Source organism: Pseudolysinimonas sp. (genome assembly GCF_057350545.1).
Map to the genome: position 1 here is coordinate 38,888 of NZ_JBMRCP010000076.1, position 21,948 is coordinate 60,835.

Consider the following 21,948-nt stretch of genomic DNA (forward strand, 5'->3'; position numbering starts at 1 on the left):
GATCTCGCGGCTCCGCCGGAGAAGTCGACGCTCGACCCGCCCGTCGCAACTCGAGACGGAGTCGTTATGTCTACACCCACGGTTCTCGTCGACGGCGCCCGGCCTGTGCGAACGATCCTGAGGATGCTGCGCCGGCGTCCGGGCCGGATGACGGTGGCAGTCGCGGCTTTCACCATCAAGGAGATCCCCGTCTGGTTCCTTCCGGCGATCACCGCAGCGATCATCGACATCGTCGCGCGCGGTGGTTCCGTCTACGAGGTACTCGGATGGTTCGCCGTTGCGGCCCTGCTGCTCCTGCAGAACTATCCCAACACCCTGCTTTACACGCGGAGTTACATGACTGTCGTGCGCGGACTGGGCGCCGACCTGCGCAACGGCTTGACCGCCCGTCTCCAGAGTTTGTCGTTGGGGTACCACGCCCGTGTGAGTTCCGCGGTCGTGCAGACGAAAGTCGTGCGAGACGTCGAGAACGTCGAGATCGCGTTGCAACAGGTCACGCCGCCCCTGCTTTCGGCGGTCACCGTCCTTGTTGGCGCCTTTGCAGTGACCGCAGTCTCTGTGCCGGCGTTCGTCCCGATCTATCTCCTGACGATCCCGATCGCGATCGGACTTCGGGCGTCGCTTCGGCGGAAGATCGACGCATCCAATGCCGTCTTCCGACGCGAGATGGAAGGTCTCGCGTCTCGGGTCGGCGAGATGGCGTCACTCATTCCGGTGACCAGGGCACATGGGCTCGAAGACGTTGCGGTCACCCGCGTCGCCAGTCGAGCCGAAGAGGTGCGGAAGGCAGGGCTCAATCTCGACATCTTGAACGCGCGTGTGTCAACGGTGTCGTGGATCACCATGCAACTGCTGGGCGCCGCATGCCTGATGCTCGCAGCTGTCTTCGCGCTCACCGGCATCCTCCCGATCACGCCGGGTCAAGTGGTGCTGTTGGCGACGTACTTCGCCTTGCTGACGCAAGGCCTCACCCACCTGCTCATGCTCCTGCCGGTGACGGCGCGGGGAGTCGAATCTGTCCGATCGATGGCCGAGGTCATGCAAGAGCCCGATCTCGAGCTCAACGAGGGGAAGCGTGAAGTCGAAGCAGTCGTCGGCAGGCTCACCCTGGTCGGCGCCGCGCACCGCTACCACGGCGTCGACGAGGATGCGGTTCAGGATGTCGACCTCCTGATCGAGCCCGGAGAGACGGTCGCATTCGTTGGTCCGTCGGGATCGGGGAAGTCGACGCTTCTCAATCTCGTCCTCGGGTTCATACGACCCACCCGCGGCCGCATCATGCTCGACGACGTGGACATGCAGGAACTCGATCTGCGCACCGTGCGTCGCTTCGTCTCTGTGGTTCCTCAAGACCCCGTGCTCTTCGAGGGATCGATCAGGGAGAACGTTGCCTATGGGATGCCTCACGCGTCAGATCACGAGGTACGAGAAGCGCTCTCATCGGCGAACGCGCTCGAGTTTGTTGACGCACTACCCCAAGGTTGGGACACGGTAGTGGGGGAACGCGGAGCGCGACTCTCGGGTGGTCAACGACAGCGCCTCACGATCGCGCGAGCTCTTGTGAGGAACCCGCGCATCTTGCTGCTCGACGAAGCGACGAGCGCTCTCGACCCTGAGTCGGAAGAACTAGTCAAGGAAGCGCTTGGTCGCCTCATGCAAGGGCGCACGACTCTTGTCGTGGCCCACCGCCTCTCGACGATCAAAGAGGCGGACCGGATCGTCGTTCTCGAGGCCGGTCGCGTCGTCGAGCAAGGCACGCACGCGCAGCTCGTAGCCCGCCGAGGGCGCTACGCGAGTCTGCACACGAAACAGGCGGGGTAGAAATATGCGGCACAACGCGACGGTTGACGGGCTTCATTTCCGGGACCTCAACGGCAATGGCGTCATGGATCCTTACGAGGATCCGCGCCGCAGTCCTGAAGAGCGAACGAGCGATCTACTTGAGCGACTGTCTGTGCCCGAGAAGGTCGGTCTGATGTTCCAGACCGTGATCGAAATAGGACACGGCGGAACTCTCCTGGAGCGGCCCGGAGCAATCAGCAAGTCGCCGACGTCGGAGGTTGTGCTGAGCAAGCACCTCTCTCACTTCAACGTTCATGCGCTCGGGAGTGCCCGTGATGCTGCAGCATGGAACAACCGCCTGCAGCGCCTCGCCGAGTCAACGCCTCACGGCATCCCTGTGACGATCTCGACGGACCCGAGGCACGCGTTCGTCGAGAACGCCGGCGCCTCCTTCGCGGATGGCCCGTTCTCCAAATGGCCCGATGGACTTGGGCTTGCCGCGATCGACGACCCACGGCTGACGGAAGAGTTCGCAGTATTCGCCCGCGATGAATATCGCGCGGTCGGCATACGCGCCGCGTTGCACCCGCAGATCGATCTCGCGACCGAACCTCGGTGGTGTCGCCAACTGCAAACCTTCGGCGCGTCCCCGTCGCGTGTCGCCGCGCACACGGTCGCCTACCTCCGGGGATTTCAGGGCGAGTGCCTTGGCCAAGGCGGCGTGAGCTGTATCACCAAGCACTTCCCCGGTGGCGGACCGCAGAAGGATGGCGAAGACGCTCACTTCCCGTATGGCCGGGAGCAGGTGTACCCGGCGAGGGCATTCGAAGATCACCTCGCGCCCTTTCGCGCGGCCATCGAAGCGGGGTCCGCGGGGATCATGCCCTACTACGGCATGCCTGAGGGCCTGGAGCTGGACGGTGAAGCCATCGAGGCGGTCGGCTTCGCGTACAACCGGCAGATCCTCGACGGTCTGCTGCGCGGGGAGCTAGGTTTCGATGGCGTCGTCTTGAGCGACTGGGAGCTTGTCAACGATAACTACGTGGGCGACCAGGTGCTCCCCGCCCGGGCGTGGGGCGTGGAGCACCTCGATCCGCATGAGCGGATGATCAAGCTCCTCGATGCCGGCGTCGATCAGTTCGGCGGCGAAGAGTGCGTCGAGGTGCTCCTCTCGCTGATCGCCGCAGGCGCGGTCAGCGAAGAGCGCATCGACCAGTCCGTGCGCCGGATCCTCCTCGTGAAGTTCCGCCTGGGGCTGTTTGACAACCCGTTCGTCGATGAGGATGCGGCGGATGAGCTCGTCGGTACCCCTCAGGCGCGCGCGGCCGGCGCCCTCGCGCAGTCCCGGTCAGTGGTTGTCCTGGAGAACCGATCGCTCGGGGAAGCAGTTGCGTTGCCGCTCACTCGCGGCCTCCGGATCTATGCCGAGGGCATCGATCCGCAATCGCTCGAAAAGTACGGCACGGTAGTCGACTCCATTAGAGACGCCGACGCCGCGATCCTGCGGCTTTCTGCTCCTTTCGAACCGCGAAACGATCTCTTCCTCGAGTCCTACTTCCACCAAGGGAGTTTGGAGTTCCCTCCCGGCCTCATCTCTCGCCTCGCCGCGCTCCGTAAGCATGCTCCCCTCGTCATCGACATCGCGCTGGATCGGGCTGCTGTCGTCGGGCCGATCGCCGACCTCGCATCCGCGCTCACCGTGACGTTCGGTGTCTCCGACGACTCCTTGCTTCGGGCACTGTTCGGCGAGGTGAATCCCATAGGTCGGCTTCCGATAGCCCTGCCGAAGTCGATGGATTCCGTCCGTGCGGTGGAATCAGACGCGGGCCTGAGGGGCGACGCAATTCTGTACGAGCTTGGCTTCGGTCGTGTGCTCAAGCCGTGATCCGCGCGCGTCAGCCGCAGTACGGGGAGGGGCCGCGCGCGCCCTACGGGAGCGTCGAGGCGGTCTCCGGCAACGACCACTCGAAGAACGCCCGCATCGCAGGTTCCATCTCGGCCGAAGGGTCGATCAGCCATTGCAGCTGAACGCCGTCCCAAGTTCCGATCAGCAGGCGTCCCAGAAGAGCGGGGTCGCGGCCGGGGTCGACACGGCCTCGGTCCTGGTCGTAGGCGAAGGCGCGAGCAAGCTCGCTAGCCTTCCGTTGATACCGCTGCACGAACCACTCGTGAGCCGGATGGTTCGGAGCGGAAGACTCCGCCGCGAGGATTGCGAAGAGCCTCAGCAGCTCGGGGCGTTCAACACTCGATCGCACTCGTTCGACAGTCGCGCGCGCCACACCGTATGCCGTGCACGCGGCGTCAAAGTCAAACTCCGCGTAGCCAGTTGTCGTGGTGTCGGCCCTCTCGAGCACCGCTTCAAGCAAGTCGTACTTCGTCCCGAAGTGATGCACGATGCTCGTCAGACTCAGGTCGAGTTGACGAGCGATGTCGCGCAGGGAACCGCCGCTGTAGCCGTAGGTGGCGAACACGGTCGTCGCAGCATCGAGGATGTCGATCGATCGTTGCGCCGACTTCGCGTAGGGCCCCCGAGTCCCTGGAACTTTCGTGCTGCTCATAGGGCGACCTTAGTTCGCTCACCGATCCTCACGTGTTCCCGCGCCCAGCGATGGGGGGAGTAGCCGCCTGTTCTGGAAAATGTAGCAGTCGTGACAATTTGGATGTACTCTTCAGTCACCAAGGGTGCCCGCGTCGGGCTCCCCATGTTCACAAGGAGGTAAACATGAACCTGAGAAGCACGCGCATGCGAAGGGGAGCCGCAGCTGCGGCCTCACTCGCGATGGCATCGGCCCTGCTGGTCGGATGCACCAGCCCGGGTGAGCCTGGCGTCGCGACCATCGACGTGATGGTCGGAGCCAACGACATCAGCGAGGAGCAGATCGCCGAGTTCGAGGCGGCCAACCCGGACGTCAAGGTCAACATCGTCCTGTACGACCTGGCTCGCCTGAACACGCTCCTCGCGTCCAGCAGTCCGCCGGACATCGCATTCGGCAACGCGGTGGGGAGCGCCAACTTCAACGCGCGTGGCCTCGCCACCGACCTGACGCCCTACCTCGCGGCAAGCGACGTTCTTACCGAAGACGACCTCCAGCCGGTCAATGACGCGTTCCGTTGGGACGGTCAGCAGAGCGGCGTTGGCCCGCTGTACGGCATCGTGAAGGACTGGAGCCAGGACAACACGCTCTGGTACAACACGGCGCTCTTCGACGCCGCCGGCGTCGAGTACCTCAGCGACACCGAGCCGATCAGCTACGACGAGCTCCTCGAGATCGCGAAGCAGCTCACCAAGGTCGAGGGTGGCACGACGGCCGTCTACGGGCTGGGCATGGAGTGGCAGTGGTCGCTCTACGGTCCGCTTTCTGCGATGGTCGCTCAGCAGGGCGAGCGCCTCTACAACAGCGACATGACCGAGATCGACTTCACCACGCCGGCGGCCCAGCGCGCCCTGCAGTGGTTCGTGGACTTCGGCCAGTCGGGCGTCGGGCCCACGTCGCTCAACCCGCTTCCGGACGGTTCGGACTACTCGACCTTCGCGGCCGAGCGTATGGCGATCACTCAGGACGGATACTGGTTCGGCGGAAACTTCGCCGGTGAAGGTGCCCTGCAGACGGTCCGTTTCGCGCCCGCTCCGGTGATGGGCGACACCCCCGCGGCCATGAGCTTCGGTGGTGCCGGTCTCTGGATCCCCGCGCAGTCGGACGCCAAGGACGCCGCGTGGAAGTTCATGGAGTACTTCATGGCAGGGTCGCCGGCTGAGGGACGTGCGTCCAGCGGTTGGGGCCTCCCGTCACTCAAGTCGCTGGCCGACCGTCTGCCGCAGGATCTCCCGTACCAGCAGCAGGCCTATGCGGTCGTCCAGAGCCAGCTCGAGAACACGGTGCCGCTCCCGGACTCGCCGTACATCTCGGCGGGACTTCTCCAGGACACGATCGACAAATACCTGCAGCAGGCGATCAAGGGCGAGCTGAGCGTTGAGGAAGCCGGTGAGCAGCTGACGGATGCGCTGAACGAGGCCCTCGCGCAGGGCGTCGACCAGCTCGGCTAAGGAAGCACGGAATGGCTCACAAGTGGACCCGGTACCCGAAGCGCGCGTTTTACGCCTTCGTGGCACCCTGGGCGATCGGATTCTTGCTGCTCACGGCAGCGCCCATGGTGTACGGGTTCCTTGTGAGCCTGACCAACTTCGACGGCAGCTCGCCCCGCTACCGGTGGGTCGGCCTGCGCAACTACGTCGAGCTGTTCTCTGACGGCGACGTCTGGGCGGCACTCGTGAGGACGCTGGCTTTCACAGCTATCGTCGTGCCGCTCAGCGTCGCCGGCTCGCTCGGTCTTGCAGTCCTCATCAATCGACGGCTACGTGCCCTCGGGCTCTGGCGGACGATCTTCTTCCTGCCGTCGGTGGTTCCGATTGTCGCTATGGCAATCATGTGGAAGCTCGTCTTCAACAAGGACTCCGGAATCCTGAACGCCATTCTGAGCGTGCCGGGCATCCAGCCGATCGCGTGGCTCGTCGACCCGAACGTCTTCTTCGCGCTCATCGTCCTCATGCTCTGGGGTCTGGGTGGCGGCATGATCATCATGCTCGCAGCTCTCCAGGGAGTTCCGGCCGAGCTCGAGGAAGCCGCAATCGTCGATGGCGCCGGGCGGTGGACTGTGTTCCGGCACGTCACCGTCCCGATGATCTCTCCGATCCTCTTCTTCCAGGTTGTGACCGGCGTCATCGCCGCGCTCCAGGTCTTCATTCAACCCATGCTGCTCACCAACGCATCGGGCATCTCGGTTGTCGGGGGAGTGCCCGACAGCAACACGCTCTACATGGTGCAGGTCTACGAGGAGTTCTTCCTCAGCAACCGTTTCGGTTACGGATCCGCGATGCTCTGGATCTTCTTCCTGATCATTCTCGGCCTCACGCTGGTTCTGCTCCGCTCAAGCAAATCGTGGGTTCACTACGAGGTCGACGCTGAAGGAGAAGCCCGATGACAACTACTGCCGCTCCGCGCCGCCGCGGACTCTTGGCGGGCCGGCGGAGGCTCAACAAGCGCCCGTCCGTTGCCGTTTACGTCATCATCCTGTTGCTCTGCGTGTTCTTCATCGGGCCGTTCATCTGGCTAGTGCTGGCGGCGCTCAAGACTCCTGCCGAATGGGCCTCGTTTCCCATTCAATTACTCCCGGAAGTGCCGCAATGGGATAACTTCATCGGCGCTGTCAACGCGATGGACTTCCTCGGTTATGCCCGCAACTCGTTGTTGCTCGCGACGGTGTATTCCGTCCTGATCACGCTGTCGAGTGCAGCAGTCGGCTTCGGCTTCGCGCGCCTACGAGCGCCCGGCAAGCGTGCGCTCTTCGTAGTCCTGTTGTCGACGATGATGATCCCGCAGATCCTCACGCTGTTGCCGACCTACATCTTGTTCTCGCGGATCGGCCTCGTGGATACCTACTGGCCGTGGATTCTCTGGGGCCTAGCCGCGTCGCCATATTTGGTCTTCCTCTTCCGGCAGTTCTTTGCCGCGATCCCGCGGGAGCTGGAGGATGCAGCAATCATCGACGGAGCAGGGTGGTTCCGCATCTTCGTAACGATCTTCCTGCCCCTATCTCGTCCGGTGCTGATCACTTCCTTCTTGCTGTCTTTCACCTGGACGTGGGGTGACTACATCGCGCCTGCGCTGCTCCTTGGGATCGACAACACGACGCTCGCCGTTGCGATTACGGCCTGGTATCAGGACCCGAACGGCAACGTGATCCCGACTCTTCAGGCGGCCGCCGCCGTGCTGTACATCCTGCCTGTGCTGGCGATCTTTTTCTTCGCGCAGCGGTACTTCGTGCGATCGGCGGTCTCGTCGGGCATCAAGGGCTGACCGCCTCATCCGAACCCGCACGACGCGGGACCAACCGACCAAAGCCCCACGAGGGCGAGCAACAAGGAGCTATTACCCATGGATTCGCGTGCCCGCGCCGCGGAACTGCTGAGCCGGATGACGCTCGCTGAGAAGGTCTCGCAGCTGACGTCGATCATCCCGACGATGCTCTTCGATGCCGACGGAATTCGATCGGCCGTCGCGGAGAAGAAGCTCGCGAACGGCATCGGCTATGTCGAACCGCATATGGGCGGATTCCCGGCGACCGCCGCCGGGCTAGCGCGTCTCAACAACGAGCTGCAACGCTACCTCGTCGAGCAGACCCGCCTCGGTATCCCGGCCATCATGCATATCGAAGCGCTCAACGGCGTCAACGCTCCAACCTTCACGTCCTTTCCCACGGCGATCGGTCTGGCCGCCACCTGGGACACGTCGAGCGTCAATGAGATGGCGGATCTGACCCGACGCCAGATGCGCGCCGTGGGACTCCACCACGCGCTCTCACCACTGCTCGACGTTGCGAGGGACGCGCGTTGGGGTCGGGTGCACGAAACGTACGGCGAGGATCCCTATCTCGTCAGCGCGCTTGGCGTCGCGTTCGTCCGCGGGCTGCAGGGTTCGTCCTTCAGTTCGGGAGTCGTCGCGACGGGCAAGCACTTCCTGGCCTACGCGATGAGCGAGGCCGGCCTCAACATGGCCACCGTTCCCGTGGGGCCACGCGAGCTTCGCGAGGTCTACGCACGTCCTTTCGCGGCGGCGATTGAGCTCGCCGGGCTGCGTTCGATGATGAACTCGCTCGCGGATTGGGACGGTGTCCCGGCGGCTGCGGACCCTCGTATTTTCCGGCACCTGCTGCGCGAGGAGCTGGGGTTCGTCGGGACGGTCCAGTCGGACTGGAGCTCGATCGAGAACCTGGTCACACACCACCGGGTGGCGCGTGACGCGCGCGAGGCGGGGATCCTGGGTCTGAGAGCGGGTATCGACGTCGAGCTGCCGGCGCCGTTCGGATACGGCGACGCGCTGATCGACGCGGTGCGTTCCGCCGAGATCGATGAGCAGATCATCGACGAGTCGGTCCTTCGTGTCCTCACAGACAAGTTTGACCTCGGGCTCTTCGAGAACCCGTACGTTCAGGACGACCCCATTCGGGTGATGTCGATCGCGACCGAGGGGCAGTCTCTCTCGCGACAGCTGGCGCGCGACTCGGTCACGCTCCTTAAGAACGAGGGCGATCTCCTCCCGCTCTCGAGCGCTCAACGGATCGCGCTCATTGGCCCACATGCGGAGCTCGTGGGTGCCGCGTTTGCGCCATACACCTTCCCCGCCTTCATCGCCCTCTCCCGCGCTCTCCTCGGTGGCGGTACCAGCTCCATGGTCGGCGTCGAGAATCTCGACACGTTCCAACCCGACGCGTCCTACATCCAGCGGGAGATCGGCGATCTTCTGTCGATGGATGAGAACGAGTACGCCTCAACTCAGTATGGCGCCGTCTCGCTAGCCGATGCGCTGGGGGCCTTGCTCCCCGATGCCGAGTTGATCGTAGCCGAAGGGTGCGACATCGATGGCGGCCTGGAGAAGATCGCCGCCGCCGTCGAGGCGGCGCGTGGTGCCGACGTGGTGGTGCTCGCGCTCGGCGGGCTCGCGCGCTGGTTCTTCAGCGAACGCACCGAAGGTGAGGGTGCGGATATTGCCGACATCAGGTTGCCAGAGGCGCAACGCCAGCTCGTGCGGGCCATCTCGGAGCTCGGCGTGCCGACGGTCGGCGTCGTCTTTTCCGGGCGACCGGTCGCTTTGGGTGACCTGGAGTCTGCCCTCGACGCGATCGTGCTGGGATACTTCGGGTCTCAGTTCGGAACTCGCGCGGTTGCCGAAGTGCTGAGCGGAGACGCAGAACCTCGCGGTCGCCTTCCCTACAGCATCCCGCGCACACCCGGCCAGGTCCCGATCCACGTCGGCCAGCGGTTCGGCAGCGGCTACCGCCGACGCGACGACGACGAGCACGGGGGCTACATCGACGTCGACGCGACGCCGCTATACCCCTTCGGGCACGGTCTCAGCTACACGCGATTCGAGTACTCGGAACTGGAACTGAGCGCCACGTCCGTCGCCGCCGAGGGACAAGTTGACGTGTCGGTGACTGTTCGCAACGCGGGCGCGCGCTCGGGCGCCGAGATCGTCCAGCTCTACGTCGAGGACGAAGCGACAGGTGTCACCCGTCCAGCGCAGCAGTTGGCGGGCTTCCACCGTCTCGAACTCGCACCGGGCGAGGCGGCGCGAGTGACCTTCACGCTGCGTCTGCCCCTTCTCGCGTATCTCTCTCTCGACGAGCGCTGGATCGTGGAACCGGGCCCAATGACCATTTCCTTCGGCCCTTCATCCGCCGGGCGTCCCGAATATCTCGTCTTGGACGTCGTCGGAGAAACGGCGGACGTGACGAACAGCCGTGTATACCTCACCGACTCGGCCGCGGTAACCATCTCCAACCGGAAGCAGACACGTTGACGTACGAACACCTCATCGGCCCGGGGCGCGCCACTATTCCCGAGGGATTCTTACTCGGTGCCGCCACGGCCTCCTATCAGATCGAGGGCGGCGCCCGTGCAGACGGGCGCGGGCCGTCGATCTGGGACACCTTCGCGCACACGCCAGGGAAGACGGCTGGTGGTGACACAGGGGATATAGCGGCCGATCACTATCACCGAGTCGACGCGGACCTCGACCTGATGGCAGAGCTCAACCTCGACGCGTATCGATTCTCGATCTCGTGGTCGCGTCTGATGCCGACGGGGGAGCGGGACATCAACGCCGCAGGCGTCGCGTTCTACGACCGCCTGATCGACGGACTGCTGCAACGAGGCATCGCCCCGGTGGTGACGCTCAATCACTGGGACCTTCCGCAGGCTCTCGAAGATCGCTTCGCAGGATGGCGCGGTCGCGAGACCGCGTACGCCTTCGAGCGTTACGCGGAGATCGCAGCGAAGGTCTACGGCGATCGTGTGGCTATCTGGTCGACGCACAACGAACCATGGAACAACTCGTTCTCGGGCTATGGCAGTGGCGCTTTCGCTCCGGGCGGCACAAGCCACGCGGATGCCCTCCTCGCGGCACACCATCTCAACCTGTCTCATGGCTTGGCTGTCGCCGCGTTGCGCAGGACTCTCACCAAGGTCGACGCTCAGGTCTCCGTGGCGCTCAACATCTTCCGGGTCGAGGCGGCGACGGACAGCTTCGAGGACGTCGATGCCGCCCGCCGGTTCGACGCGACCGCGAACCGCGTGTTCACCGGACCGATGCTTCGCGGCGCCTACCCGGACGATCTGATCGCCGACACCGAGCGGTTCACCGACTGGGCATTCGTCCGCGAAGGCGACGTCGAACTTTGTCACCAGCCGCTCGACTTGATCGGCGTCAACTACTACGAGGTCATGCACGTCCGGGCGAATCCGAACTTCGATCCGTCGACCGTGAGCCTCGGCGGGACGGCGTTCCCGGGTTCGGAGCGAGTGGAGTTTGTACGACGTGACGAGCTGGCTCGTACCGCGATGGATTGGGGTGTCGAGCCCCGCGGTCTGGAAGATCATCTCGTCGACCTCTCGTCCGAGTTCCCGGGCCTGCCGATCATGGTGATGGAGAACGGCGCGGCCTTCGATGATGAGGTCGTGTCGACACAGACCGGTCCCGCCGTCTTCGACCACGCTCGCGCGTCCTACATTCGCGACCACATGGCGGCGACCCTCCGCGCGCGTGAACGAGGGGCGAACGTGGCCGGATATCTCGTCTGGTCGCTCCTCGACAACTTCGAATGGGCACTGGGGTACGGTCCCAGATTCGGCATCGTCAGGGTCGACTACGACTCGCTTGTTCGCATTCCGAAACTCAGCGGCCGCTGGTTTGCAGAGCTCTGTGCGAGTCGACGAGTGCCCGATCTCTTGACTTGACCTCTCGCCAGATCGTGCTGCGCGATCCGCCCATGCTCCGTTAGTAGCGAGTGCGAGGCCGCGCCGTCCATCCGCGATCTAAAATGTGCTCACTGTTCCAAATTGCCGCAAACACGCGGCTCCCTCGGACTCGCTAAGGAGTGCTGTGAAGCAAGGAAGTGCCGCCCGCCACTGGTCCGGCCCGTACCTGCGTCGCGAGGACGCAGCCTTCGCGGTCGTCGGCGTCGAAGTGCATAACTCGTCGTCCAGTACCGCTGACCAGATCGCCCGCTCTTTCGCGACCGCTTCCGGCCTCGGAGCCAACACCGTGCTCGCGCCCGTGGCGTGGAACTTGTTCGAACCTGAAGAAGGAGTCTTCGATCCGGCGCTGATCGAAATCATGATCTCGACTGCGCGCGATCTGGAGTTGAAGCTCATCCCTCTGTGGTTTGGGACTTGGAAGAACGCCGCTTCCTCCTACGCCCCCGACTGGGTCAAGAAGGACGGGGTCCGGTTCCCGCGAGCAGTCGCGAGCGGTCGACGTGTCGAGCACGTGAGCGCTTTCTCGATGGCCGCACGCGAGGCTGACGCGCGCGCCTTTGCTGAGTTGATGCGGTGCATTCGGCAGCTTGACGCCGACGGCGTCGTTGTTGCCGTCCAGGTGGAGAACGAGATCGGTCTCCTCGGCGACTCTCGCGACCGCAGCCCCTTGGCCGAAGCGGCATTTGCCGAGCTTGTGCCGGAGGCTGTCATTGGAGCCGTCGCAGGAGACCCGAGCATGCCGCTGCATCGCGAGTGGGTCGAGCATGGGGCGCTTCGGGCCGGCAGGTGGGAAGAAGTGTTTCCGCCTGGTGACCGTCGGGACGAGGCGTTCATGGCATCCGCGTTCGCGACATTCACGGAGGCCGTCGCGAGCGCCGGAACTGCGGAGTACGACGTCCCGCTCTTCGTGAATGCTTGGCTCGACGCCGACAGTGTGCTCGATGGGCCGGTCGCACTTGCGGGCGGTAAGCGACCCGGCGACTACCCGAGCGGCGGGCCAGTGGTGGCGGTCGCGGCGATCTGGGAGGCGCGTGCCCCGTCGTTGGACTTCCTAGCGGTCGACTTGTACGTCAGCGACGCGGAGCCACCCTTTGAAGCGTTCAAGTCTCGTCGTGGACGTCTGTTTGTGCCCGAGCTCCGCGCCGACGATGTAGGTATCGCGCAGATGTTCTCGGCCCTAGGTCAGCACCGGGCCACGGGCATCGCCACCTTCGGGTCAGACAGTTTCGATCTGTCGAGCCCCGAGGCCACGGCGCTGACTGATGCGAACCGTCTTCTTCGCGCCGCGGGTTCTCTGCTCTCGGCAAACCCGGATGCGGTCAGCTACGGGTTCGTCCTCGATGAGACCAGGCCGGGGGTCCGCCTGGAGTTCGACGGCGTCGTTCTTGATGTGCACACGCGGGACGAGTACGGATACGTGATTCCGGTCTACCCCGCCTATGGGCTCGCGATCGAGACCTCTGATGGCATCTACGTGATGGGCCGAGGGTTCTGGATCACGTACGGTGCTACCGATGACAGTGAGATTGGTTTGCTCGCACTCGATCATTTCGCGCCCAACGGCGACGGTCTAACGCTCGTTAGCCGTCTGAATGGTGATGAGGGTGGCTCGATCATCCCCTTCCCGTTCCCAAACATGGGTCTCGTCCCAGGGCGCGCCATTCCGACACGCCTTGCCGAGTCCGGCATCATGCGAATTTCGACCTACACCTACTGAAGCGACGCCCTCATTGACGCCCGAAGGCTTTGAGAACGAAGAGACACGCGTGATCGTAGCCCGCGGTGCCCGACCGTCTGGGCTCCGTTGGGGCATCTTGGGCGCGGGAGGTATCGCGGGCGTCTTTGCCTCAGAGCTGCGGTTTACAGGGAGGCCAATCGCGGCGGTGGCGGCGCGGTCGGGTGATCGGGCAGGGCATCTTCGCGGCCGCTCACGGAATTCCGACGTCCTACGGGAGCTACGCCGAGTTGGTGGAAGACCCGAATGTCGACGTCGTCTACGTCGCGACTATCCACCCTCAGCACGCGGCTGGCGCTCGACTCGCGTTAGAGGCCGGCAAGCATGTACTCGTAGAGAAGCCGTTCACTATGAACGCGGCGGAGGCCCGAGCGCTCACCGCACTTGCGAGCGAGCGGGGGCTCGTAATCCTCGAGGCGATGTGGACACGTTGGCTGCCGCATATGGTCCGCGTGCGTGAAATCCTCGCTGGCGAGCTGCTCGGCGACGTACGAACAGTGATCGCAGACTTCACTGTCCGCAACTCCGATGCGGAACGAATGGCGCGCCGCGAGCTTGGCGGCGGCGCATTGCTCGACCTCGGAATCTACCCGATCTCGTTCGCTGGGACGTCCTGGGCGCCCCGTCATCGATCTGGGCCAGAGGTCAACTCACCCCTGTCGAGCGGGTGGATGCTGAGACGACAGTGATACTCGGATACGAATCAGGCTCGACGGCGATCCTGCATGCGCAAATGACGGCAAGGGGTCCAGTTTCCGCCAGCATCATCGGCACCGATGGTCGCATCGAATTTGAAAGCATGTGGTTCGCGAACCCGCGTTTCAATCGATACGCCGGCGACGAACTTGTCGAGCGGTTCGAGGTTGAAGTCGAAGGTGGAGGGATGCGTTTTCAGGCCGCTGAGCTCGAACGCCTCGTTGCCGGGGGAGTGCTAAGTGGCGACATCATGCCAACGTCCCAGTCCGTCGCCATCATGGAGACCCTCGACGAAGTGCGCGCGCAGATCGGGCTCACCTTCTAGTTGCCGTGTGCCGGTCAAGCCCGAACCACTTGAATCTCGTCGACTCGAGACCGAGCATCGCCGATTGCAGGACCTTCACCGACGGGCGTGTGCCGTCCACCACCGCAATCGGTCCGTCGAGTCAAGGTCGCAGCAGGGTCTGAATCAGTGGTGTGGGTCTTTTGCCGCCGAGGACACGATTTGACCCTAGGGTGAAACTGGAACGACTGATACATTTTAGTCATCGGCGAAAGAGCAATGTCGCCGCCCGGCCCGCTCGAAGGTGAGTTGGGCAGGTCCTGATCGTCGTCGTCTGTGCCGGGGAACCTCGAGCCGAATAGCTCTCGCGTTCGGCCTTCACAGTGAGAAAGGTGAGAAGCGACTATGAGAAAGATAATCAGGGCGGTGCTCGTCGGCAGCGTTGTGGCGGGACTCACGCTGACAGCTGCGACGCCGGCTTCGGCCGCACCGGACCCGGAGGCAACGATTCGGGAACTCGCGCAGCAGGCGGGCGTCCTCTTCGGCTCCGGTTCCGTGAAGGCGTCTGAGTCGGTCAGCGACGAACGCCCGCCGAATTACTTCACGGACCCTCGCTACGGGGCGACACTCGCGGAGCAGTTCAACAGCCTCTCTCCGGAGAACGAGTTCAAGTGGAACATGGTGCAGCCCGCAGAGGGGGTGTTCGACTTCGACGGCCTCGACAGACTGGTCGCCTTCGCCGAACAACACGACATGGCGGTCAAGGCGCACAGCGGGATCTCGCGTTCGTTCAATCCTGACTACCTCGTCGCGAAGACGGACCCTGAGGAGTTCCGTCAGGCGATGATCGATCACTTCGAGACGATCATGCAGCGCTACACCGGCAAGATGGATCGCTGGGACGTCGTGACCGAACCGCTGACGACGTTCGGTGGGAGCGGGCTCGAGCACAACCTCTTCTACAACGTGCTCGGGGCCGACTACGTCGCCGAAGCGTTCGAGATCGCGCACGCCGCCGACCCCTCGGCGACGCTTTTCATCAACGAGAACCTCGTCGAGTTCTACCCGGAGAAGCGTCAGGAGCTCTACGACCTGGTCGCCGGCCTGGTCGCGGACGGCGTGCCGATCGACGGTGTGGCTCTGCAGATGCACGCAACCTTCGTCGGCCCTACTCCGGGTGTGCTGACGGAGATCGTGAACTCTTACACGGCCCTCGGGCTTGAGGTGTCGATCTCAGAGCTGGACGTGCACACCTACGACCCGATCTCGCAAGCCCAGGTCTACGGCGCCATCGTGGCAGAGGCGCTGGCTGCGGGTATCACGGACATCAGCGTGTGGGGCTTCACCGACAAGCACCTCTACACGTGGCTTCCGGGCGCGAAGCCGACGATGTTCGACGAGGAGTTCGAACCGAAGCCGGCGTACTACGCGGTTCGCGACGCGCTCCAGGAGTTCGTCTACAACAACGCTGCACCGAGCAAGGCCAGCCTCTCTAACACGAGCGGCTGGCAGACGGGTTTGCACGACGGCAACTACACAGTCGAGATGAACCTGTGGTGGGGTACTCCGGGCAGCTACTACCGGCTCTACGAGAACGATGTTCTGGTGCTAGCCACGAGGCTCGGCTCTATCGACCTGACGTCTCAAGCCTTGTCGACGCCGTTCAGCGGGAAGCCGAACGGCACCTACGTTTACCGCGCAGAGCTGATCAACTCGGAAGGTGCTACTTCAACGACCACAACGACTGTCACGGTCACCGCCGCCGCGCCCGGAAAGCCAGTCGTGTCGACCGACAACTGGGACAACGACGGTACGTTCACCGCCACGGCCAACAAGTGGTGGGGCACGAACGCGACGTCGTATGTGTTCAAGCTCGACGGAGTCGTGGTGGGCGAGGGGACGCTTGTCGCTGGCTCGCCGAATGCGCAGACTGCGACATTGGCTCTCGAAGGGGTTGCTCAGGGTGCGCACTCGTTGACTGTCGTCTTCGCCAACGCAAACGGCTCGACCGAGTCCGACTCGATCCCGGTGACCGTCAACTGAACTGTCCGACGGGTGGGCGCTTTGCGCCTGCGCCCACCCGTCGGTGCGGTCTCCGCAGTTTGATCACTCGCTGGGGTCGTACGCGGAACATCTCTGACTGCGAGCCTCCGTGGCAGGGGAGCGGTCAAGCCCGTCGACGAGTGAGTCGAGCCTCGCCCCTCTCAGCTACGTCCTGTCCAACCACTCCGCTGCCGAATCGTCGCTCCAACCTTCCTTAAATGCGTCCGTACCGTCTCCGGGTCTAGGCCGAACCGGCGCCCAACCGCAGCCAGCGACTCACCACCCTCGTAGAACTCGACGGTCATCGCGACTTGCGCATCGCTGAGCCCGCGAGTCCGAACCTTCGCTCCCTTGGCGTGCACCATGGCGTTGATCGTTCCCCGGTGGATGCCATGCTTCTCAGCGATCTCGTCAACGAGCACGCCAGCGGCGTACTCGGCCAAGATCGCCTGAGTCTCTTCGGGTGAGGTGTGCCGATTCCGGGACGGCTGCCGTTCCGCGAGCTCCTTCCGGACTGGCTGATCAGCGATCTCGAGCAGTCGCAGCAGGAGATCCCGCTTGGGAGCAAGTTTTGAATACCGCCCAAGTAGGCCCACCGACACACGAATGCCCCTGGTTGGTCCAGGGGCATTCGTCGTTCCCGAGACGTCAGCTCCGCGCGCGCAGTTCGTCCCGGACCGCCTCGAGCCCCGCGCCGACCTCGGCGAACGTCGTGCTGAGGGGGGAGAGGCCGACCCGCAGCCCGTCGGGGTACCGGAAGTCGGGGATCACGCCGCGCTCCCACAGCGCCGCCGTCACCTCCCGCATCGCGGGGTGCGCGAGCGTCACGTGCCCGCCGCGGTGGTCCTCGTCGCGCGGCCCCACCACGCGCACCCCGAGCGAGGCGAGATGCTCGTCGGACCACTCCGCCACGAACGCCGTCAGGAGGAGCGACTTCTCTCGAATCGCCGAGACCCCCGCCTCCTCGACGAGGTCGATCATGTCGTGCAGGGGGAGCATTCCGAGCACCGGCGGGGTGCCGCTGAGGAAGCGCCGCATCCCGTCGCCGGGGGTGTACCGGTCGGCCATCGCGAAGACGTCGGCGGCGCCCATCCAGCCCTGGATCGGCTGGGTGAGCGACCCCTGCAACCCGCGTCGCACATACGCGAACGCCGGCGCACCCGGTCCACCGTTGAGGTACTTGTACGAGCAGCCTACGGCGAGGTCGACGCCCCAGTCGTCGAGCGACGTCGGGATGACGCCGGCCGAGTGGCAGAGGTCCCACAGCACGAGGCCGCCGGCGGCGTGCACCACCGCCGTGATCTCGGGCACCGAGGCGATGTAGCCCGAGCGGTACGCGACGTGGCTCAGCACGACGAGCGCCGTCCGCGGGCCCACGACGGCCCCGACCTGCTCGGGGGTGACGCCGAGGGCGGGGTCGGGCGTGATCCAGCGAAGGGTCATCCCGCACTCGGCGGCGATGCCTTCGAGCACGAACCTGTCGGTCGGGAAGTTGTCGGTGTCGAGCACGAGCTCGTCGCGACCTTCCTGGAGGGCGACGGCGGCGCGCGCGAGCTTGTAGAGCAGCACGGTCGTCGAGTCGCCGACGATCGTCTGCCCGGCGGCGGCGCCGAGGGTCACCGCGGCGATGCGGTCGCCGAGCGCGACCGGCAGGTCCATCCATTGCTCGTCCCACGAGCGGATGAGTCGGGTGCCCCAGTCGTGCGCGAGGAAGGACGCCATCCGAGAAGCGGTCGCGGCGACGGGGCGTCCGAGCGAGTTGCCGTCGAGGTAGGCGACGACACCGTCGGCGGGGACGAAACGGGAGGCGAAGCGCGCGAGCGGGTCGGCGGCGTCGAGGTCGGCGGCGGTTCTCATGCGTTCTCCCGAGGGACGACGGTGGCGAGGAGGAGGTCGTCGAGGGTCAGCTCATCGATCGCCTCGGCGCCCGCGACCACGGAGGAGCCCGGCCCGGGAACGAACCCGCGCAGAGAGTCGACCAGCGCGCGGATGCCGAGGCCCGCCCCCTCGAGCGCCGCGAGTTCTCGAAGGTTCAGCCCCACGGGCAGCGGGCCGTTGCCGAGGTCGGTGCCGTAGTGGATGGTGCCGCCGAACGCGGCGAAGCGCTCGAGGTTGCCCACGGCCCGGGCGAAGTCGGCGCCGTAGGAACCCCAGCCGTGGATGTCGAGGGTGCTGATCCAGGCGAGCCGCCCGACCATCCGCCGCAGCACCTCGTCGGACAGGGTCTCGGTCCACGGCGTGTGGGCGAGCGCATCCACACCCGCGTCGAGGGCACGCGCGGCCTGACCCGTACCCTGTGCGTGGGCGATGACCGGCAACCCCGCGTCGTGCGCGAGGGTCACGACGGCGGCGAGCAGGTCGTCGTCCCACACCGGGCCCGCCTCGGCGTTGAGCGTGATCTTGGCGACCTGCGAGCCCCCGGCGACGAGGTCGCTGATCGCGACCGACGCGGCGCCGGCATCCCCGAGCTCACTCGTGGCGGGGGGCGGCGCCCAGCCGGCGGTCGACGGGTACCCGCCCGGCGCGGCGAGCAGAGGGCCGGCGATCGCCACGTCGAGAGATGGATGCGCGGCGCCCCACGTCGCCGCGACCGCCGGGTCCCAGCCGAGGTCGAGCACGCGACCGATGCCGCCGACGACGAGCGCCGCGGGATCGACGAGCCCGAGGTGCACGTGGGAGTCGCAGAACGCGGGGAGGACGAGTCCCGTCATTCCTTGCCGATCTCGTTGCGCACGGCGTAGAGCTCGGGGAAGAAGGTCTGGCTGAGCGCGCGCTCGAGGAACGCGACGCCCGCACTGCCCCCGGTGCCCGTCTTCAGCCCGATCGTGCGCTGCACCGTGCGGAGGTGCCGGAAGCGCCAGAGCTGGAAGTTGTCCTCGATGTCGACGAGCTCCTCGCACGCCTCGTAGAACCTCCAGTGCTCACTCGAGTTCTGGTAGATCGAGAGCAGCACGGGCACGAGCTCGGAGGTGAACTCCCAGCCCTCGCGCACGTCGCGGTCGAGCACCGACGTCGGGATGTCGAACCCGGCCCGCGCGAGCAGGCGCAGGAACTCGTCGTAGAGCGTCGGCTCCTCGAGTGCCGCGGCGAGCATCGCGCGCGCCCCGGGCTCCGCGTCGAAGACGTCGAGCATGCGCTCGTTCTTGTTGCCGAGCAGGAACTCGACCGCACGATACTGGTACGACTGGAAGCCCGACGACGTCGCGAGGAACCGGCGGAACTCGACGTACTCCGACGGGGTGAGGGTCGCGAGCACCGACCACTGCTCGGTGAGCTGGAACTGGATCTGCTTCATCCGCGCCGTGCGTTTGAGTGCCGTCGAGAGGTCGTCGGCGCGCAGCGCATCCCGCGCCGACCGCAGCTCGTGCAGCAGCAGCTTGAGCCACAGCTCCGACGTCTGGTGCTGGATGATGAACAGCAGCTCGTCGTGGTGCGGCGGCTCGCTGCGCAGATGCTGCGCCCCGAGGAGGTCGTCGAGCGCGAGGTACGAGCCGTAGGTGAGCTGCTCTGCCATGCCGTCACGGTATCCCGGGCTGCGTCGCGCTGGCGGAAACCCGACCTGAGCATCCCTCCCGAATGTCGTCATACTGGGGTCATGATCCTGCCGTTCGACCCGATCCTGATCGTCGCCATCGCCGCCGCTGCGCTGATCCTCCTCATCCTGCTGATCGTCATCGTGCGGGGCATCAAGATCGCCAAGCCCGACGAGGCGATCATCGTCACCTCGCGCCGCCGCCGCGGCTCCGCGGGCGACGAGAACGCGGGACAGAAGGTCGTCTTCGGCTCGCGGGTCTTCGTGAAGCCGATCGTGGAGGCCTACTTCAAGCTCAGCCTGCGCAGCCGCCAGCTCAACGTGCAGGCCGTGGCGCAGACCCGGGATGCCATCACCATCCGCGTCAACGCCGTCGCGGTCGTCAAGGTGGGCGGCTCCGAACCGATGGTGCGCGCCGCCGCCCAGCGCTTCCTCAACCAGCAGGACCAGATCGAGACGTCGACCGAGGAGGTGCTGTCCGGCTCCATCCGCTCGATCGTGGGTCAGCTCACCGTCACCGAGATCATCACGAACCGCCAGGCACTGCAGGGTCAGGTGCTCGAGGCCGTCGGCGAGTCGCTCGACATCCAGGGTCTGCAGATCGACACGCTGCAGATCAAAGAGATCGACGACGACAACGGCTACATCAAAGACCTCGGTCGTGGCGAGGCCGCGCGCGTGAAGCAGGTCGCCGAGATCGCCGAGGCCGAGGCCCGTCGCGCCTCCGAGCAGGCCCGCATCGCGGCCGACCAGTCGGTCGCCGAGGCGCAGCGCGAACTCGACCTGCGCACGGCCGACATCCAGAAGGAGACCGACAAGGCGCGCGCCGAGGCCGCTGCGTCGGCTCCGCTCGCCGAGGCGATCGCGCAGCAGGAGGTCGTCGCGCAGCAGGAGATCACCGCCGGCAAGCGCGTCGGTCTGCGCAAGCAGGAGCTCGACGCCGAGATCCGCGCGAAGGCGGATGCCGACGCCTACGCCCTCGAGAAGGAGGCCCAGGCGGGCGCCGCGGCCGCCGTCGCGACCGCCAACGCCGACCGCGACGCCCGACGCTCCGCCGCCGAGGCTCTCGAGTCGGAGGGTCTCGCCGAGCGCAACCGCCGCATCGCCGCCGCCGAGGCGCTTCGTGCGGAGGGCGAGGCCGAGGCGGAGGCCATCCGGCTCAAGGGTTCCGCCGAGGCCGAGTCGCAGCGTCTCCAGGCCGAGGCGCTCGCCGAGCGCAGCGGCGAGCTGCTCAAGCAGCAGATCATCGCCCAGCTGCCCGACATCGTGCGCGCCGCGTCCGAGCCGCTCTCCGCGATCTCGAACATGACGGTCATCTCGTCCGACGGCAGCGGCGCCGCCGCGGTCGGGCAGGGGGTCGCCGGTCAGCTCGCGACGTCGGTGCAGATCGTCAAGGACGTCACCGGCATCGACATCGCCGACATCCTCAACGCCCGTGCGACGGGTGAGGCGATCGGCGAGGCTCTGAACCAGCCCGCGCCGCGCCGCGCGGCGAAGCCGAAGCCGACGGAGAGTTGAGCGGCCGAGCTGTCGCGCATGTAAAGAAAGCTTGACACAACGTCAGAGATTCTTGACACTCGTGTCATGACGACCGACACCGCTCGCACCCGCCCCGCCCGTGTGCCCCCGCGCTGGGTGGTGCGTGCGGCCTGGGCGATCCACCGCGCGATCTACCGGATCTCGGGCGGCACCCGCGGTCTCAGCCGACCGCGGCCCGGGCATTACGGGATGCTGCGGCTGCGCACGACGGGTGCGCGCAGCGGCGTCGAACGCGCGGTCATCGTCGCCTACTACCTCGACGGTGACGCCTACGTCACGGTCGCGATGAACGGCTGGGCCGCCGAGCACCCGGCCTGGCTGCACAACCTGCGCGCGCATCCCGACGCGGTCGTCGACACCGTCGACGGAACACGGACGGTCGTCGCGCGCGAGGCCGGCGGTTCTGAGCGGCAGCGGCTCTGGGACGGCTACCGGGCGTACTCCACGGGTCCGACCCTCGACGAGTTCTCGGTCGGCCGCGTCCTGCCCGCCCCCGTCGTCGTGCTCGACCCGGTCGGCTGAGC

Annotated in this window: 16 protein-coding genes and 1 pseudogene; 12 read left to right on the forward strand and 5 right to left on the reverse strand. The window is 65.6% G+C overall.

The genetic code is table 11. The features are described from left to right. Positions 1 to 123 precede the first annotated feature (123 nt). Together ACO1X9_RS10810 and ACO1X9_RS10815 are read left to right on the forward strand one after the other, a co-directional pair. Entirely contained in the window at positions 124 to 1,821 is a 1,698-nt protein-coding gene (locus ACO1X9_RS10810) for an ABC transporter ATP-binding protein (RefSeq protein ID WP_486350843.1), read from the forward strand. 4 nt (positions 1,822 to 1,825) lie between these two features. After that, entirely contained in the window at positions 1,826 to 3,667 is a 1,842-nt protein-coding gene (locus ACO1X9_RS10815; protein ID WP_486350844.1) for a glycoside hydrolase family 3 protein, read from the forward strand. A gap of 43 nt (positions 3,668 to 3,710) precedes the next feature. Here ACO1X9_RS10815 and ACO1X9_RS10820 read toward each other — a convergent pair whose 3' ends face one another. Next, positions 3,711 to 4,340 (reverse strand): TetR/AcrR family transcriptional regulator, encoded by a 630-nt coding sequence (locus ACO1X9_RS10820; protein ID WP_486350845.1) that lies wholly within the window; start codon positions 4,338 to 4,340, stop codon positions 3,711 to 3,713. Between the two features lie 185 nt (positions 4,341 to 4,525). Here ACO1X9_RS10820 and ACO1X9_RS10825 point away from each other — a divergent pair, with 185 nt between their 5' ends. From ACO1X9_RS10825 to ACO1X9_RS10860, 8 genes and pseudogenes are all read left to right on the forward strand, one after another. Further along, positions 4,526 to 5,827, forward strand: a complete 1,302-nt coding sequence (locus ACO1X9_RS10825) for an ABC transporter substrate-binding protein (protein ID WP_486350846.1) — start codon at positions 4,526 to 4,528, stop codon at positions 5,825 to 5,827. 122 nt (positions 5,828 to 5,949) lie between these two features. Further along, entirely contained in the window at positions 5,950 to 6,762 is an 813-nt protein-coding gene (locus ACO1X9_RS10830) for a carbohydrate ABC transporter permease (protein WP_486350847.1), read from the forward strand. Beyond that, complete coding sequence (locus ACO1X9_RS10835) at positions 6,759 to 7,637, forward strand: carbohydrate ABC transporter permease (protein ID WP_486350848.1); 879 nt, start codon at positions 6,759 to 6,761, stop codon at positions 7,635 to 7,637. Before ACO1X9_RS10830 ends, ACO1X9_RS10835 begins: the two co-directional genes overlap by 4 nt. 78 nt (positions 7,638 to 7,715) lie before the next feature. Continuing rightward, positions 7,716 to 10,139, forward strand: a complete 2,424-nt coding sequence (locus ACO1X9_RS10840; RefSeq protein WP_486350849.1) for a glycoside hydrolase family 3 N-terminal domain-containing protein — start codon at positions 7,716 to 7,718, stop codon at positions 10,137 to 10,139. Beyond that, positions 10,136 to 11,575, forward strand: a complete 1,440-nt coding sequence (locus ACO1X9_RS10845; RefSeq protein WP_486350850.1) for a GH1 family beta-glucosidase — start codon at positions 10,136 to 10,138, stop codon at positions 11,573 to 11,575. Before ACO1X9_RS10840 ends, ACO1X9_RS10845 begins: the two co-directional genes overlap by 4 nt. A gap of 145 nt (positions 11,576 to 11,720) precedes the next feature. Continuing rightward, the gene (locus tag ACO1X9_RS10850) at positions 11,721 to 13,313 is read left to right on the forward strand and encodes a DUF5597 domain-containing protein (protein ID WP_486350851.1); all 1,593 of its coding nucleotides are present in this window, start codon (positions 11,721 to 11,723) and stop codon (positions 13,311 to 13,313) included. Positions 13,314 to 13,564: 251 nt separating this feature from the next. Beyond that, a pseudogene (locus ACO1X9_RS10855) lies at positions 13,565 to 14,352 on the forward strand (Gfo/Idh/MocA family protein). 363 nt (positions 14,353 to 14,715) lie between these two features. Further along, entirely contained in the window at positions 14,716 to 16,353 is a 1,638-nt protein-coding gene (locus ACO1X9_RS10860; RefSeq protein ID WP_486350852.1) for an endo-1,4-beta-xylanase, read from the forward strand. A 161-nt stretch (positions 16,354 to 16,514) separates the two neighbouring features. Here the strand turns inward: ACO1X9_RS10860 and ACO1X9_RS10865 are convergent, their stop codons facing one another. The 4 genes from ACO1X9_RS10865 to ACO1X9_RS10880 form a co-directional block, all read right to left on the reverse strand. Next, the gene (locus ACO1X9_RS10865; protein ID WP_486350853.1) at positions 16,515 to 16,796 is read right to left on the reverse strand and encodes a hypothetical protein; all 282 of its coding nucleotides are present in this window, start codon (positions 16,794 to 16,796) and stop codon (positions 16,515 to 16,517) included. 205 nt (positions 16,797 to 17,001) lie between these two features. Further along, positions 17,002 to 18,210 carry a kynureninase gene (locus ACO1X9_RS10870; RefSeq protein WP_486350854.1) on the reverse strand — a complete coding sequence of 403 codons (1,209 nt, stop codon included), beginning with the start codon at positions 18,208 to 18,210 and terminating at the stop codon, positions 17,002 to 17,004. Further along, the gene (locus ACO1X9_RS10875) at positions 18,207 to 19,064 is read right to left on the reverse strand and encodes an amidohydrolase family protein (protein WP_486350855.1); all 858 of its coding nucleotides are present in this window, start codon (positions 19,062 to 19,064) and stop codon (positions 18,207 to 18,209) included. Before ACO1X9_RS10875 ends, ACO1X9_RS10870 begins: the two co-directional genes overlap by 4 nt. After that, positions 19,061 to 19,867, reverse strand: coding sequence for a tryptophan 2,3-dioxygenase (locus tag ACO1X9_RS10880; protein WP_486350856.1), 807 nt, complete (start codon positions 19,865 to 19,867; stop codon positions 19,061 to 19,063). Before ACO1X9_RS10880 ends, ACO1X9_RS10875 begins: the two co-directional genes overlap by 4 nt. Before the next feature lie 81 nt (positions 19,868 to 19,948). On the opposite strand from ACO1X9_RS10880, the gene ACO1X9_RS10885 reads away from it, so the two are divergent. Both ACO1X9_RS10885 and ACO1X9_RS10890 read left to right on the forward strand, forming a co-directional pair. Continuing rightward, complete coding sequence (locus ACO1X9_RS10885; RefSeq protein ID WP_486350857.1) at positions 19,949 to 21,403, forward strand: flotillin family protein; 1,455 nt, start codon at positions 19,949 to 19,951, stop codon at positions 21,401 to 21,403. A gap of 66 nt (positions 21,404 to 21,469) precedes the next feature. Continuing rightward, on the forward strand, positions 21,470 to 21,946 hold the full coding sequence (locus ACO1X9_RS10890; RefSeq protein WP_486350858.1) for a nitroreductase/quinone reductase family protein: 477 nt from the start codon (positions 21,470 to 21,472) through the stop codon (positions 21,944 to 21,946). Positions 21,947 to 21,948 lie beyond the last annotated feature (2 nt).

Coding starts and splice junctions, on each gene's coding strand:
- ACO1X9_RS10810 (WP_486350843.1), top strand. CDS start 124: ATGCTGCGCCGGCGTCCGGGCCGGATGACGGTGGCAGTCGCGGCTTTC.
- ACO1X9_RS10815 (WP_486350844.1), top strand. CDS start 1,826: ATGCGGCACAACGCGACGGTTGACGGGCTTCATTTCCGGGACCTCAAC.
- ACO1X9_RS10820 (WP_486350845.1), bottom strand. CDS start 4,340: ATGAGCAGCACGAAAGTTCCAGGGACTCGGGGGCCCTACGCGAAGTCG.
- ACO1X9_RS10825 (WP_486350846.1), top strand. CDS start 4,526: ATGCGAAGGGGAGCCGCAGCTGCGGCCTCACTCGCGATGGCATCGGCC.
- ACO1X9_RS10835 (WP_486350848.1), top strand. CDS start 6,759: ATGACAACTACTGCCGCTCCGCGCCGCCGCGGACTCTTGGCGGGCCGG.
- ACO1X9_RS10840 (WP_486350849.1), top strand. CDS start 7,716: ATGGATTCGCGTGCCCGCGCCGCGGAACTGCTGAGCCGGATGACGCTC.
- ACO1X9_RS10860 (WP_486350852.1), top strand. CDS start 14,716: ATGAGAAAGATAATCAGGGCGGTGCTCGTCGGCAGCGTTGTGGCGGGA.
- ACO1X9_RS10870 (WP_486350854.1), bottom strand. CDS start 18,210: ATGAGAACCGCCGCCGACCTCGACGCCGCCGACCCGCTCGCGCGCTTC.
- ACO1X9_RS10875 (WP_486350855.1), bottom strand. CDS start 19,064: ATGACGGGACTCGTCCTCCCCGCGTTCTGCGACTCCCACGTGCACCTC.
- ACO1X9_RS10880 (WP_486350856.1), bottom strand. CDS start 19,867: ATGGCAGAGCAGCTCACCTACGGCTCGTACCTCGCGCTCGACGACCTC.
- ACO1X9_RS10885 (WP_486350857.1), top strand. CDS start 19,949: ATGATCCTGCCGTTCGACCCGATCCTGATCGTCGCCATCGCCGCCGCT.
- ACO1X9_RS10890 (WP_486350858.1), top strand. CDS start 21,470: ATGACGACCGACACCGCTCGCACCCGCCCCGCCCGTGTGCCCCCGCGC.